The following is a 13504-nucleotide window of genomic DNA, read 5'->3' on the forward strand; positions in this document are numbered from 1 at the left end:
ACACCAAATCCCCATGTGAGCAATCCAGACTGCCGCCGCAGAGGGATTCTGGATTGCTTCGCTGCGCTCGCAATGACGGTGGAGAGAATTCGCGAGAAACAAAAAGGGCGGCCTCGCGGCCGCCCTTTTGCGTTCCAAGCGATACGAAATTTACTCCGCCGCGAGCTTCACGTCGGGCGCAGCGGCACGCACCTCGGCGTCGACCTGGGCTTCGAACTTGGCAAAGTTCTTCTGGAACATGCCGACCAGGCTACGTGCGGTCTTGTCGAACTCGTCCTTGTCCTTCCAGGTGTTGACCGGATTGAGGATCTCGCTCGGCACGCCCGGCAGCGCGGTCGGGACCGCGAAGCCGAAATATTGGTCGGTGCGGAATTCGACGTTGCGCAAGCTACCGTCGAGCGCGGCGGTGAGCAGCGCGCGCGTCACCTTGATCGGCATGCGCGAGCCGGTGCCGTACTTGCCGCCGGTCCAGCCGGTGTTGACCAGCCAGCAATCGACATTGTGCTGGGCGATCAGGTCGCGCAGCATGTTGCCATAGACGCTGGGATCGAGCGGCAGGAAGGGCGAACCGAAGCAGGTCGAGAATTCCGGCTGGGGTTCGTTGCCGAGACCGCGCTCGGTGCCGGCGACCTTGGCGGTGTAGCCCGAGAGGAAGTGGTACATCGCCTGCGCCGGCGACAGCTTGGCGATCGGCGGCAGCACGCCGAAGGCGTCGGCGGCGAGCATCACCACGTTCTTCGGCTGCGGCGCGCGGCCGGTGCGCGAGGCGTTCGGGATGAAGTCGAGCGGGTAGGCCGAGCGCGTGTTCTCGGTCTTGGAGCCGTCGTCGAAATCGACGATGCGGGTGTCCTCGTCGAGCACGCAGTTCTCGAGCACAGAGCCGAACCGGGTTGACGCCGCGTAGATCTCGGGCTCGGCTTCCTGTGAGAGCTTGATGCACTTGGCGTAGCAGCCGCCTTCGAAGTTGAACACGCCGTTCGGGCCCCAGCCGTGCTCGTCGTCACCGATCAGCGTGCGATTGGGATCGGCCGACAGCGTGGTCTTGCCGGTACCGGATAGCCCGAAGAAGATCGCCGTGTCGCCATTGGCGCCGACATTGGCCGAGCAATGCATCGGCATCACGCCGCGCTCGGGCAGATAATAGTTCAGCGTGGTGAAGACCGACTTCTTCATCTCGCCGGCATAGTAGGAGCCGCCGATCAGCACGATCTTGCGGGCGAAGTCGATCGCGACGACGTTCTCCGAGCGCACGCCGTGACGTTTCGGATCGGCGCGGAAGCTCGGCATGTCGATGATGGTGAGCTCCGGCGTGAAGGTCGACAGCTCGACCGTCTCGGGACGGATCAGCAGCGTGCGGATGAACAGCGAGTGCCAGGCAAGCTCGGTGAAGACACGGGTCTTGATCCGGTAGGCCGGGTCGGCGCCGCCATAGAGGTCCTGCGCGAACAGGCTCTTGCCCTCGGCGTGCTTGATGAAATCCTGGTAGAGGGTCTCGAACTGCTCAGCAGTGATCGACTGGTTGCCGGCCCACCACATCTTCTTGTCGGTGGTGGCGTCACGCACCGTGAACTTGTCCTTCGGGCTACGGCCGGTGAACTCGCCGGTATCGGCGCAGAGCGAACCGTTGGCGGAGAGCACCGCCTCGCCCGCGGAGAGCGAGTACTGATACAGTTGCGGCGCGCCGAAGTTCCAGTGAACCTGCTTGAGATTCTTTAAGCCGAATTTGTCGGCGCCGAAGGCACCGTTGCGCACGCCCGTCTCTTGCACGAAAAAATCCTCCTAGAACCCGCGACACATAGCGCGACCTAACTTTGGCGCCATCGCGGTCACCGTGAACTACAGGCCGTCGGGCCTCGGTTGGATGACCTAATACTGATGAACGCCGACGTTGCCAAGCTGATCCCGCAGGATTTGGTTTATTCAAGGACCGCGCCAAACGCCGCGCATGTCAGCCCTGAGCAGGCTGATGCAAAAATCACGAATGATCGCGCAACCAAACGCGTGTTTCAGCGTTATCAAGTGTTTTGCGACGCACAATGCTGCGCCGCGCTATCGTACCGCACCTTCGCCGATCAGCGCGAATGGCCCCCACATCGCGGGGTAGGCATTGCGGGACGACGAGGTATCGTCGACGTACGTTACCATCGCGCGCCGCAGAGCTTCGGCTCTGCCGATTTTTGGTTCGTTTTTGAGCAGATCGAAGGTCGAAGTGGTCAAGCGGGTGGCAGCCTCCGAATCCACGGCCCAATGCGAAACCAAGAGCGCGCGCGCACCGGCATAGAAGAAAGCGCGCGCCAGTCCCGACAGGGCCTCGGCGCCCGGCTTGTCGCCGGCGATCGTGTTGCAGGCCGACAGCACGACCCAATCGGCATTGAGCTTGAGCTGGGCGACTTCGCTCGCCGTGAGCAGGCCATCATCGAGCTCCGAGGGCTGGCCGGGAATCGAGAGCGCAAGCGATGGCTCGCCCACGCCTTTGATGTCGCCGGCGACGAGGCCGTGGGTCGCAAAGTAGATGATGCTGTATTGAGCAAGCGGTGCACGCTTGAGCGTCGCTTCGCTGGCGTCGCGGCCGAGATGAATGTCGGCATCAGTCGCACCGACATCTTTCGCCACGGCATTCAGCTCGTCTGCTGTATCGGGCAGTTGCGGCAGCGCCTGCGCAAGCCGCGCGCGATCGACGCCGGCGCCGCGCCAGAAATCGGTATAGGCTGACGTCACGATGCTGCGCGCGGCAACCGTGCCGCTTGCAGCGCGGCGATCGGCGGGACCTTCCTGCGCCGGGTTGAATACGGGATCGCCAAAGCCCGTCATCGGCTTGACGCCCTGATCCTTGCGCGCAAAGGCACGCAGCGATTTCAGGCTGACCACCGATGGCAGCACCGAGACAGCTTGACGCCGCAGCAACCAGGCAGCGCTGCGATAACCTTCGAGCGTCTCGGGGATCGCAGCTTGCGGTGCCTCCGTGACGAGCAGATGAAACGGCAGCGCGGTAAGCGCGCCCGACGGCACGGTGAGCAGGCTGCGCTTGTCCCTGGTCAGCGCCTCGACCGGGCCGAGCAGCGTGACATAGAGCTCGTTGGCGAGCGCGAGGTCGAACAAGCCTGATTTGCCGGAGCCATCGCGTGCCTTGCCGACATCGAGACCTCGGCGGAAAGCCGTGACCTTCTGCGCCAGCGCATCTGCGCCAAGCGGAATTTCCTTCCAGTCGGCACTCTCCCGCGTGATGGCAATGACATAGCTGCGCTTGTCGACGACGGAATAGAGCACCATCGCTTCGTCGGCCGACAGCAGGGGCTGGACGTCCTTGACCGTCAGAGGCAGCGGGTTGGAGAGCGAGGCGTAATCGGGGAATTCAATGGCGAGCGTCTTCTGCAGGCCGGCGCGCTCGCTTGCGATGACCGCGATCCGCCCGCGGCTGCGCTGCTCGGAGGCGACGTCGCGCTGCGCCGACGGCTTCGATACGGCCGTGATGATCGCCTTGTCGAGCGATTCAGATTCGGCCGCGAGATCCTGGTCCTTGCGCACCAGCTCGGCGAGACGGTCGTTGCCGGCGGCGAGCCGCACCGCGAGCTTGTTGACGGCCGATGCGGCGGAGGATTGCGTGCCGCGCTGGATCGCGGCGAGCGCCTCGTCCAACGCCTTGTCATGCGGCAGCAGCGATTGCTGGCGCGCCGCGAACAGGATCGGCAGCACCACGCGCAACTGGGCGCGGTCGTTCGCAATCGTTTTTTCCGCGAGCGGCAACGCGTCCGCAGTTCGCCCGGACACAAGGAGGAAATAAGCGAGATTGCTGATGGATGTCGCAACATCCGGATGATCCGGCCCAAGCGCACGCTCGCGAATGGCGAGCGCGCGGCGATACAGCGGTTCGGCATCGGCATAGCGCTGCTGGTGCTCGTAGAGCCCGGCGAGATTGTTGAGGGACCGCGCGACGTCGGGATGATCGGGCCCCAGCGCTTTTTCGCGGATCGCGAGCGAGCGCTTGATCGGCGCTTCGGCATCCGCATCGCGACCGAGGTCGCGATCAAGCTGGCCGAGATTGTTCAGGAGCGTTGCGACCGCCGGATGCTCGGGGCCGCCGACCTTCTGGTAGATCGCGAGCGCCCGCTGGAACAGCGGCTCGGCATCTGCAAAGTGCTCCTGCTTCACATAGAGCGTACCGAGATTGTTGAGGGACTGGCCGACGTCGGGATGCTCGCGCGACAGCGCCTTCTCGCGGATAGCCAGCGCCCGCTTGAATAACGGTTCGGCATCAGCGAGGCGGCCTTGCCGCTGATCGAGAGCGGCGAGATTGTTCAGCACGGGCGCGATCTCGACACTGTCGAGGCCGGTCCCCTTCTCCATCAAAGCGATGGCGCGCTTGTAGATCGGCTCCGCCTGATCGTCATGCCCCTGATCGGCGTAGATCTGCGCGAGGTTGTTGAGTGCAGCGGCGAGATCGCGGTTGTTGCTGGTCTTCTCGAGCGAGACCACCATGGCCTGCGCCAGCGGCAGCGCCTCGGAGTATTTCCCGGCACTTCTCAGCACATTAATCCGCGCGCTCTGCGCGGCAAGACCGCCCGCCTGGGCAAAGCTGGGCGTGGCAAGCGATGCCGTGATCGCGAGCCCCAGGCCCGCAACCAATGCCAAACGACGCGTCATGAGCCCTCTCGCTGCCAATCTCAGACCGATCACGATCTTGGGTCGCAGCGATGTGAGGCGACGTTCAAACTATTGCGGGTTAGTCCGTCTTCGCACGCGCTTCTCCCACCAGACGGACCAGCATCTTGCGCAGTGCCGTGCCATCAGCGACCCGCTCCGGAAAATCCAGCCGCAGCGTGGTCTGGCCGTCCTGCATGTCGATGCCTTCGGGGTCGCAGCCGGTGCAGCGCCAATCGCCCGCGGGCGCACCAAGCAGCCTTGTTGCGTACAGGCCCATGGCGGCACGGTGGTCGGCATTCATGTGCTCGACGGCGCCTTCCTCCGCCGCCAGCAGGTCCTCGGTGCCGGCGAGGTCCGTGAGGAACTGTTCCGGCTTGAGATCGACGATCCGGCCAAAACCTGCGACCAGATGGGTTCCCGCGGGTCGGATCCGGAAGAACGCAAAATCCTTAAATGAGACAAAGGCTTCCGCCGCCGGATGGGCATTGAGATACCGCCGCTGAAGCAGATCCCTCTCATCCTCGGCCTGTTCGGCCCGGCCGGACAGCATGATCCGAGCGCCTTCCAGCGGATCGCCGGCGGCGCGCTCGTCCAGCATCAGGGAGACCCGGCTGTCTGCAAGGATGTTCCTGGTATGAACCGCCAACCGGGAGATCAGCAGGATCGGGGAGCCATCGAGGTGACTGGCCAGATTGACCAGGGAACAGTAGGGATCGCCGCTGCCCGGCATGAGCGTCGCGAGCGCGCCCTGCCGCGACCGCCTGAGCAGCGATTTGGCGAGCTTTCCGGGGTCGAAGTCGGAGGTCGGTTCCATTGGCTTTCTCGGCCCAGGTGGTTGCAAGGCGGGCATTTTTTCGGGTAAACGGGGGTCCGGTTATGGGTCGACATGCGGCGAATCTGCCGTGTTTCGTGGAACTTGGTCACACTTCAGCCCAGCTTGCATTGCTCGGTGACAAAGTTCGAACGCCGAATTCGGCACCCATGTATGCGGCGCATCACTGGATTGCTCGCCGTTTAAGCCACGACCCAAACGGAAAGCAGAAAGCACAGGCTCATGCCCACAATCGCTTTGGTCGACGACGACCGCAACATTCTCACATCCGTCTCGATCGCGCTGGAAGCCGAAGGCTACCGCATCATGACCTACACCGACGGCGCCTCCGCGCTTGACGGTTTCCGCACCACCCAGCCCGATCTCGCCATCCTCGATATCAAGATGCCGCGCATGGACGGCATGGAGACGCTGCGCCGTCTCAGGCAGAAGTCCGACTTGCCGGTGATCTTCCTGACCTCCAAGGACGAGGAGATCGACGAGCTGTTCGGTCTCAAGATGGGCGCCGATGATTTCATCCGTAAACCGTTCTCGCAGCGCCTGCTGGTCGAACGCGTCAAGGCGGTGCTGCGTCGCTCGGCGCCGAAGGATCCGACCGTCGCGCCGAAGGAGAACGATGCCAAGGCGCTCGACCGCGGCCTGCTGCGCATGGATCCGGAACGGCATACCTGCACCTGGAAGAACGAGCCGGTGACGCTGACGGTCACCGAATTCCTGATCCTCCAGGCGCTGGCAACACGGCCCGGCGTGGTCAAGAGCCGCAATGCGCTGATGGATGCCGCCTATGACGATCAGGTCTATGTCGACGACCGCACCATCGACAGCCACATCAAGCGGCTGCGCAAGAAGTTCAAGGTGGTCGACAACGATTTCGAGATGATCGAGACGCTCTACGGCGTCGGCTACCGCTTCAAGGAAGCCTGAGGCGCAGGCGCCTTCACAACAGATGAGAGCTGCGCCGGTTCTGATTCCATCGGAACCGGGCATGCTCTAGGATGCGGGGACCGTCGCACGAGCTGTCCTAACGCGGGCGTAAGCATTGCTTGACCGAACGCAGCCTGATCCGAGTTCGAACGCCGAGGACGTTACCGCCCACGGCGCCTCGGAGCATGAGGACAAGCCGATCACGCGAGGCTGGGGGCCGCTGAACTGGCTCAAGCGCGCCGGCCAGTTCTTCTTCGCGTTGTCCTTCTCGAGCCTGACCCGCCGCATCGTCTCGCTCAACCTCGCAGGCCTTGTCGCGCTGGTCGCGAGCATCCTCTATCTGTCGCAGTTCCGCGCCGGCCTGATCGACGCACGCGCGCAGAGCCTGCTGGTGCAGGCCGAAATCATCGCCGGCGCCATCGGCGCCTCGGCGACGGTGCAGACCAACGCGATCACCGTCGATCCCGAACGGCTGCTCGACCTGAAACTGGGTGAGAGCTATGGCGGGCCCGACGATTCGCTGGATTTTCCGATCAACCCCGAGCGCGTGGCGCCGGTGTTGCGCACGCTGATCTCGCCGACCAAGACCCGCGCGCGGATTTTCGATCCCAACGGTTCGGTGTTGCTCGACAGCCGTGACCTCGACGTCCTCCGGGCCTTTCCGCTGCCGCCACCGTCCGAGAAACCCGGGCTGGTCGAGCGCGCCATGGTCGCGACCCGGACTTGGCTGAACCGCGGCGACCTGCCGCTCTATCGCGAACTCGGACGCGAGAACGGCAATGGCTATGTCGAAGTCGCCGATGCGCTCCAGGGCCAGAAGCGCTCGATGGTGCGGGTCAATGCGCGCGGCGAGGTGATTGTCTCGGTCGCGGTCCCCGTGCAGCGCGCACGCGCCATCCGCGGCGCGCTGATGCTGTCGACGCAGGGCGACGAAATCGATCAGATGGTCACCGCCGAGCGCCTCGCGATCCTGAAAGTCGGCGGCGTCGCTGCCGCGGTCATGATCATGCTGTCGCTGCTGCTCGCGAGCACGATCGCAGGCCCCGTGCGCCGGCTCGCCGACAGCGCCGAGCGGGTCCGCCGCCGCATCAAGACCCGCGTCGAGATTCCCGACTTCACCCGCCGCCGCGACGAGATCGGCCATCTCTCCGGCGCGCTACGCGATATGACCAGCGCGCTCTACAAGCGGATCGAGGCGATCGAGATGTTCGCCGCCGACGTCGCCCACGAGCTGAAGAACCCGCTGACCTCGCTGCGCTCCGCGGTCGAGACGATGCCGCTGGCGCGCAACGAGAACAGCCGCGCCCGCCTGCTCGAGGTGATCGAGCACGACGTCAAGCGGCTGGACCGCCTGATCTCGGACATCTCCGATGCGAGCCGGCTCGATGCCGAATTGCAGCGGCAGGATGCGATCCCGGTCGATCTGAGGCGGCTCCTGGGCACGCTCGTCGCGGTCGCCAATGAAACCAAGCTCGGTCACGACGTCGCCGTCGAGGCACGCTTCGAGGGCCGCAGCCCGACCGACATTTTCGCGGTCACGGGCCATGATTCGCGGCTCGGGCAGGTGGTTTCCAACCTGCTCTCCAACGCGCAGTCCTTCTCGGAAGCCGGCAGCAAGGTGCGCCTGACCTGCCGCCGCGTGCGCGGCGAGATCGAGATCGTGGTCGACGACGACGGCCCCGGCATCCGCGACGACGCGCTGGAGCGCATCTTCGAGCGCTTCTACACCGACCGGCCGCATCAGGGTTTTGGCCAGAATTCCGGCCTCGGCCTGTCGATCTCCAAGCAGATCGTCGATGCCCATGGCGGACGCATCTGGGCGGAGAACCGCGCCGGCCCCGCTGATGAAGACGGGGCGCCGACGGTTGCCGGCGCACGCTTCGTGGTGAGGCTGCCGGCGCTATGAGCGACGGCGAGCCGAGCGTTCACGCCTCCGCGGTCAAGGTCGGCCCCCTGGCGGTGCTGATCCGCGGGCCTTCGGGAGCCGGCAAGTCGCGCCTTGCCTTCGATTTGATCATGGCGGGGCGCTCAGGCGTGGTCGAAAGCGCCGTGCTGGTCGGCGACGACCGTGTCCATCTGGCGACAGTCGGCCATGAAATTGCGGTCCGTCCCGCCCCCCTCCTGGCCGGGCTGATCGAGATTCGCGGGCTGGGCATCCGCCGCTGCGACTTCGTGGAGCATGCGACGGTCGGCCTCGTGGTCGATCTGGATGCCGACGACGCCGAACGGCTGCCGTCGCCGGAATCGCTGAAAACCATCATTTTGGGCGTCGAAATACCGCGAATCCCAGTCAAGCGCGGCGATTCGCCGCTCCCCCTGGTTGTTGCGACCTTGATCACTACCAAGAGTTAACCTCCGGCTAACCCGTGAGGCGATTGTTTGAAGGGAATTTGTAACCATATGAACCCCACACTCGCGACCGAGTAGACCGGCGCAGCTCCCCTTATCCATCCGTCTAGATTCAGGGAGATACGCAACATCCCCCCTTGCGCGGGGGCTCTGGATGGTCAAAGTGGCGCGTTCGTGCGGTGCACCAAAAGCGCCCGCGGGAGTTTTCCGATGATTGGTCTAGTACTTGTGACCCACGGGCGCCTTGCCGACGAATTCAAGGCAGCGCTTGAACATGTCATGGGCCCACAAAAGCAAATCGAAGCGATTACGATCGGTGCCGAAGACGATTCCGATCTCTGCCGAAGCGACATCATCGAGGCGGTTAACCGCGTCGATTCCGGCGACGGCGTTGCGATCCTCACCGACATGTTCGGCGGTACCCCGTCGAACCTCGCGATTTCCTGCATGAGCCGGCCGAAGGTCGAAGTGCTCGCGGGCATCAACCTGCCGATGCTGGTGAAGCTCGCCAAGGTGCGCGAAGAGCGGCCGCTGCCCGACGCGATCGCGATGGCCCAGGAAGCCGGTCGCAAATACGTCACCATCGCCAGCCGAGTGCTCGCCGGCAAATGAGCGACGACGCGCCGCAAGCGGGGACAGGCGTGCCCGCGGGCGCGATCTCCAAAGAGCTCCTGATCATCAACAAGCGCGGCTTGCATGCGCGCGCCTCGGCAAAATTCGTCCAGGCGGTCGAGCGCTTCAACGCGCAGGTGTGGGTGACGCGCGGCGGCGAGACCGTCGGCGGCACCTCGATCATGGGCCTGATGATGCTCGCGGCAGGACCAGGCACGACGATCACCGTCGCCGCCGCCGGCGCCGATGCGGAAGCCGCGCTTGCGGCAATCACCGATCTCGTTGAAAGCAAGTTCAACGAGGAAGGGGTTTAGGCGCCTTGGTCACTTCGCCGGCGGGGCGATGTAGACGTTCCACGTCATCGACGGGCCGGCCTTGCCGTGGGTGAAGCGGCGCGTCGTCATCACCATGCGCTCGGCGTTCGGCGCGATTTCGGACACCCACTTCTCGAATGCCGGCAGGCGGCCGTCGGTCGGATCGAACACGCCGATAAAACCGTACTTCTTGACGTCGTCGAGTGTCGTCAGCCCGGAGCCCCACGCCTCATTCGGCGTGAACGCAGCCGGGTGATCCGGGCTGTAGAACACCATCGGCTGGATCGATTCCATCGTGCCGGCGACGATCGCCCAGCGCGAGGCGAAGCGCGAATGCCAGGCTTGCGTCAGCTCGCGCGCGAGCTCCGAGCGTGCGCCATAGGTCGCCGTGTTGTCCGAATTCGCCGCCATCTCGCGGGCGGCGATCCAGGGTGAGGCGACGAGCGTCGCGACGCTGAGCACCAGCCAAATCACGGTGATGTTGAACAGCACGGCACTCTGCACCCGCAGCGCCGGGATCGCCACCAGTGCGAGCGGCACCAGGAAGAACAGCGAGATGCCCCAATCGGTCTTCATGTAGATGGAGAACACGAGCGCGCCGAGCGGCGGCCCGGCCGCGACGATGATCTGGATGATCCAGATGTTCAGCGCCTGGGAAACGTTGACGCCCGCATTGGCGCCGCGCGCCCAGGCCCGCGTGACAATGCGCAGCGGCGCGCGCGCAAGCAGCGTTGCCCACGGCGGCACCAGCGCCATCGCGAGTGCGGCGAGCGCTACCGGCAGCGCCAGCAGCGCGGCATTGTGCAGGACATAGCCGAACACGAGCTGCCGCACCTGGCCGGCATCCTCGATGCTGTAGGTGTCGCCGGCATAGGTCAGCGGCACGAAATGCGCATCCGCAAGCCAGACGATGTGCGGGATCATCGCCACCGCCATCGTCGCGATCGCGACCCAGGGCGCCGGCGACAGCAGGAATCTTATGCGCTCCGGATGGATCAGCGCGGCAAGGCCAATGGCGCCGATCATGGTCAGCACCCAGTATTTGGTCATCAGCGCCAGCGCGCCGGCGAGCCCGAGAAAGACTCCGGACTGCCAGCTCCGCTTCTCGAACGCGTTGAGATACGCGAGCACGACGAGCGGCAGCGTGACGAGCTGAAGCAGATCGGGGTTGTACTTGAACCCCTTGAAATTGAAGATCGGATAGAGCGCGACCATCACCACGACCAGGAACGCGCGGCGCGGATCGACGACGCGCAAGCTCACCAGCCAGCAGATCACCATGCCGACGCTGACCGTCGCCATCGCCAGCGCATAGGTCGCCCAGTCCGCCGCTGGGAAGACCTTGAACCAGAGGCCGGCGATCCAGCCCGACAGCGGCGGATGCTTGCCGTAGCCCCACAGGAATTTCTGGCCCCAGCCCCAGGCTTCTGCGACGTCCATGTGAACGTCCTGCGCCGCCTTGAGATTGATCAGGATGAAGGTCCAGATCACGGCATGCAGGATGGCGAGCTGGATCACCAGCCAGAGCCGGGCTGAGGGGTCGGTCGCGTAGGCAACCAGCCAGGCCCGGAAGCGGTTGAAGTTCATCCGGGTTACGCGCGTCCGGGCGGAGGGGATCGAGGTCGTTGACATCGGCGTTGCGTAGCGCGTTTTGGGCTCCGGTGGAATCAGCTTGGCGTGAAGAAAGGCCCTGAAAATACAGCAATATGGTTGCCGCACGGGGATGTGAGTGGTATCCCGCGCCCATGACGACCGTCCCCATTTCCAACATCCGCAATTTCTCCATCGTCGCCCATATCGACCATGGCAAATCGACGCTGGCCGACCGTCTGATCCAGATGACCGGCGGCCTCACCGACCGCGAAATGGCGGGCAAGGAGCAGGTGCTCGATTCCATGGACATCGAGCGCGAGCGCGGCATCACCATCAAGGCGCAGACGGTGCGGCTTGCCTACCGCGCCAAGGACGGCAAGGACTACATCTTCAACCTGATGGACACGCCCGGCCATGTCGACTTCGCCTACGAAGTCTCGCGGTCGCTGGCGGCGTGCGAGGGTTCCCTGCTGGTGGTCGACGCCAGCCAGGGCGTCGAGGCACAGACACTCGCCAACGTCTACCAGGCGCTCGACAACAATCACGAGATCGTTCCGGTCCTGAACAAGGTCGACCTTCCCGCAGCAGAGCCGGACAAGGTCAAGCAGCAGATCGAGGACGTCATCGGCATCGACGCCTCCGACGCCGTGATGATCTCGGCCAAGACCGGCCTCGGCGTTCCCGACGTGCTGGAAGCCATCGTCACCCGCCTGCCGCCGCCGAAGGGCGATCGCGACGCGACCTTGAAGGCGCTGCTGGTCGACAGCTGGTACGACGTCTATCTCGGCGTCGTCGTGCTGATCCGCGTCGTCGACGGCGTGATGAAGAAGGGCAGCCGCGTCCGCATGATGGGCACGGGTGCGGCCTATGACATCGAGCGCGTCGGCTTCTTCACGCCGAAGATGCAGCAGGTCGACGAGCTCGGCCCCGGCGAGATCGGCTTCATCACCGCCGCGATCAAGGAAGTCGCCGACACCCGCGTCGGCGATACCATCACCGACGACAGGAAGCCTGTCACCGAGATGCTGCCGGGCTTCAAGCCCGCAATTCCGGTCGTGTTCTGCGGCCTGTTCCCCGTCGACGCCAACGACTTCGAGACGCTGCGTGCTGCGATGGGCAAGCTGCGGCTGAACGACGCCAGCTTCTCCTTCGAGATGGAAACCTCGGCCGCGCTCGGCTTCGGCTTCCGCTGCGGCTTCCTCGGGCTGTTGCACCTCGAGATCATCCAGGAGCGGCTGTCGCGCGAGTTCGACCTCAACCTGATCGCGACCGCGCCGAGCGTCATCTACAAGATGAAGCTGACCGACGGCAGCGAGCTCGAGATCCACAACCCCGTCGACATGCCCGACGTGGTGAAGATCGAGGAGATCCAGGAGCCCTGGATCGAGGCGACGATCCTTACGCCCGACGAATATCTCGGCAGCGTGCTGAAGCTGTGCCAGGACCGCCGCGGCGCGCAGAAGGAGCTGACCTATGTCGGCGCCCGCGCGATGGTGAAATACGATCTGCCGCTCAACGAGGTCGTGTTCGACTTCTACGACCGGCTGAAGTCGGTCTCCAAGGGCTACGCCTCGTTCGACTATCATCTCACCGACTACAAGCCGGCCGACCTGGTCAAGATGCAGATCCTGGTCAACGCCGAGCCGGTCGATGCGCTCTCGATGCTCGTGCATCGCACCCGCGCGGAAGGCCGCGGCCGCGCCATGGTCGAGAAGATGAAGGAGCTGATCCCGCCGCACATGTTCCAGATCCCGATCCAGGCGGCGATCGGCGGCAAGGTGATCGCGCGCGAGACCGTCCGCGCGCTGCGCAAGGACGTCACCGCGAAGTGCTACGGCGGCGACATCACGCGTAAGCGCAAACTTCTGGAGAAGCAGAAGGAAGGCAAGAAGAAGATGCGGCAGTTCGGCAAGGTCGACATCCCGCAGGAAGCCTTCATTGCCGCGCTGAAGGTGGACAGCTGAGGCACCGTCGCTGGCTGGCGACGGCCGTCCTTTGGGTGCACGAGCCTCGGCTCAAACCAAAACCGCGAAAACAACCCCATGCACAGTAGCCGACACCTTGTCGGCATTGCGCTTTTTCGATTTTTACGAAAATAACTTGACGCGTCGGGCAAAACACCGGCACGATGGCATCATGGCAACGCTTGTGGATGGCGGGACCATTGCCGGGAGATCGAACAGCCGCCTTTCCAGGGCGTGTCGAACCCCGCGCCTCGCGCGCTTGAAGCGCGACGTCC

General features: G+C 64.4%; 9 protein-coding genes and 1 pseudogene. 6 read left to right on the plus strand and 4 right to left on the minus strand.

The features are described 5' to 3' along the window. Positions 1-150: 150 nt before the first annotated feature. From JJC00_RS35710 to JJC00_RS35720, 3 genes are all read right to left on the minus strand, one after another. On the minus strand, positions 151-1767 hold the full coding sequence (locus tag JJC00_RS35710; protein WP_200470405.1) for a phosphoenolpyruvate carboxykinase: 1617 nt from the start codon (positions 1765-1767) through the stop codon (positions 151-153). A gap of 282 nt (positions 1768-2049) precedes the next feature. Beyond that, positions 2050-4641 carry a CHAT domain-containing tetratricopeptide repeat protein gene (locus tag JJC00_RS35715; protein WP_200470406.1) on the minus strand — a complete coding sequence of 864 codons (2592 nt, stop codon included), beginning with the start codon at positions 4639-4641 and terminating at the stop codon, positions 2050-2052. Between the two features lie 79 nt (positions 4642-4720). After that, positions 4721-5455 carry a HugZ family protein gene (locus JJC00_RS35720; RefSeq protein WP_200470407.1) on the minus strand — a complete coding sequence of 245 codons (735 nt, stop codon included), beginning with the start codon at positions 5453-5455 and terminating at the stop codon, positions 4721-4723. 240 nt (positions 5456-5695) lie between these two features. On the opposite strand from JJC00_RS35720, the gene JJC00_RS35725 reads away from it, so the two are divergent. The 5 genes and pseudogenes from JJC00_RS35725 (at position 5696) to JJC00_RS35745 (ending at position 9672) form a co-directional block, all read left to right on the plus strand. Next, positions 5696-6397, plus strand: coding sequence for a response regulator transcription factor (locus JJC00_RS35725; protein ID WP_027535781.1), 702 nt, complete (start codon positions 5696-5698; stop codon positions 6395-6397). Positions 6398-6512: 115 nt separating this feature from the next. Continuing rightward, entirely contained in the window at positions 6513-8303 is a 1791-nt protein-coding gene (locus tag JJC00_RS35730; protein ID WP_200470408.1) for a sensor histidine kinase, read from the plus strand. Then, positions 8300-8767: pseudogene (locus tag JJC00_RS35735) on the plus strand (HPr kinase/phosphorylase). Before JJC00_RS35730 ends, JJC00_RS35735 begins: the two are co-directional and overlap by 4 nt. 189 nt (positions 8768-8956) lie before the next feature. Next, a complete protein-coding gene (locus tag JJC00_RS35740; RefSeq protein WP_007597752.1) occupies positions 8957-9358 on the plus strand; it encodes a PTS sugar transporter subunit IIA in 402 nt (133 codons plus the stop codon). After that, complete coding sequence (locus tag JJC00_RS35745; RefSeq protein ID WP_200470410.1) at positions 9355-9672, plus strand: HPr family phosphocarrier protein; 318 nt, start codon at positions 9355-9357, stop codon at positions 9670-9672. Before JJC00_RS35740 ends, JJC00_RS35745 begins: the two co-directional genes overlap by 4 nt. Positions 9673-9681: 9 nt before the next feature. Here JJC00_RS35745 and JJC00_RS35750 read toward each other — a convergent pair whose 3' ends face one another. Next, entirely contained in the window at positions 9682-11304 is a 1623-nt protein-coding gene (locus JJC00_RS35750) for a glycosyltransferase family 39 protein (RefSeq protein WP_200470411.1), read from the minus strand. Positions 11305-11417: 113 nt separating this feature from the next. Here JJC00_RS35750 and lepA point away from each other — a divergent pair, with 113 nt between their 5' ends. Further along, positions 11418-13229, plus strand: coding sequence for a translation elongation factor 4 (lepA, locus tag JJC00_RS35755; RefSeq protein ID WP_200470412.1), 1812 nt, complete (start codon positions 11418-11420; stop codon positions 13227-13229). Positions 13230-13504 lie beyond the last annotated feature (275 nt).

The sequence above is a fragment of the Bradyrhizobium diazoefficiens genome, assembly GCF_016616885.1.
Taxonomy (GTDB): domain Bacteria; phylum Pseudomonadota; class Alphaproteobacteria; order Rhizobiales; family Xanthobacteraceae; genus Bradyrhizobium; species Bradyrhizobium diazoefficiens_F.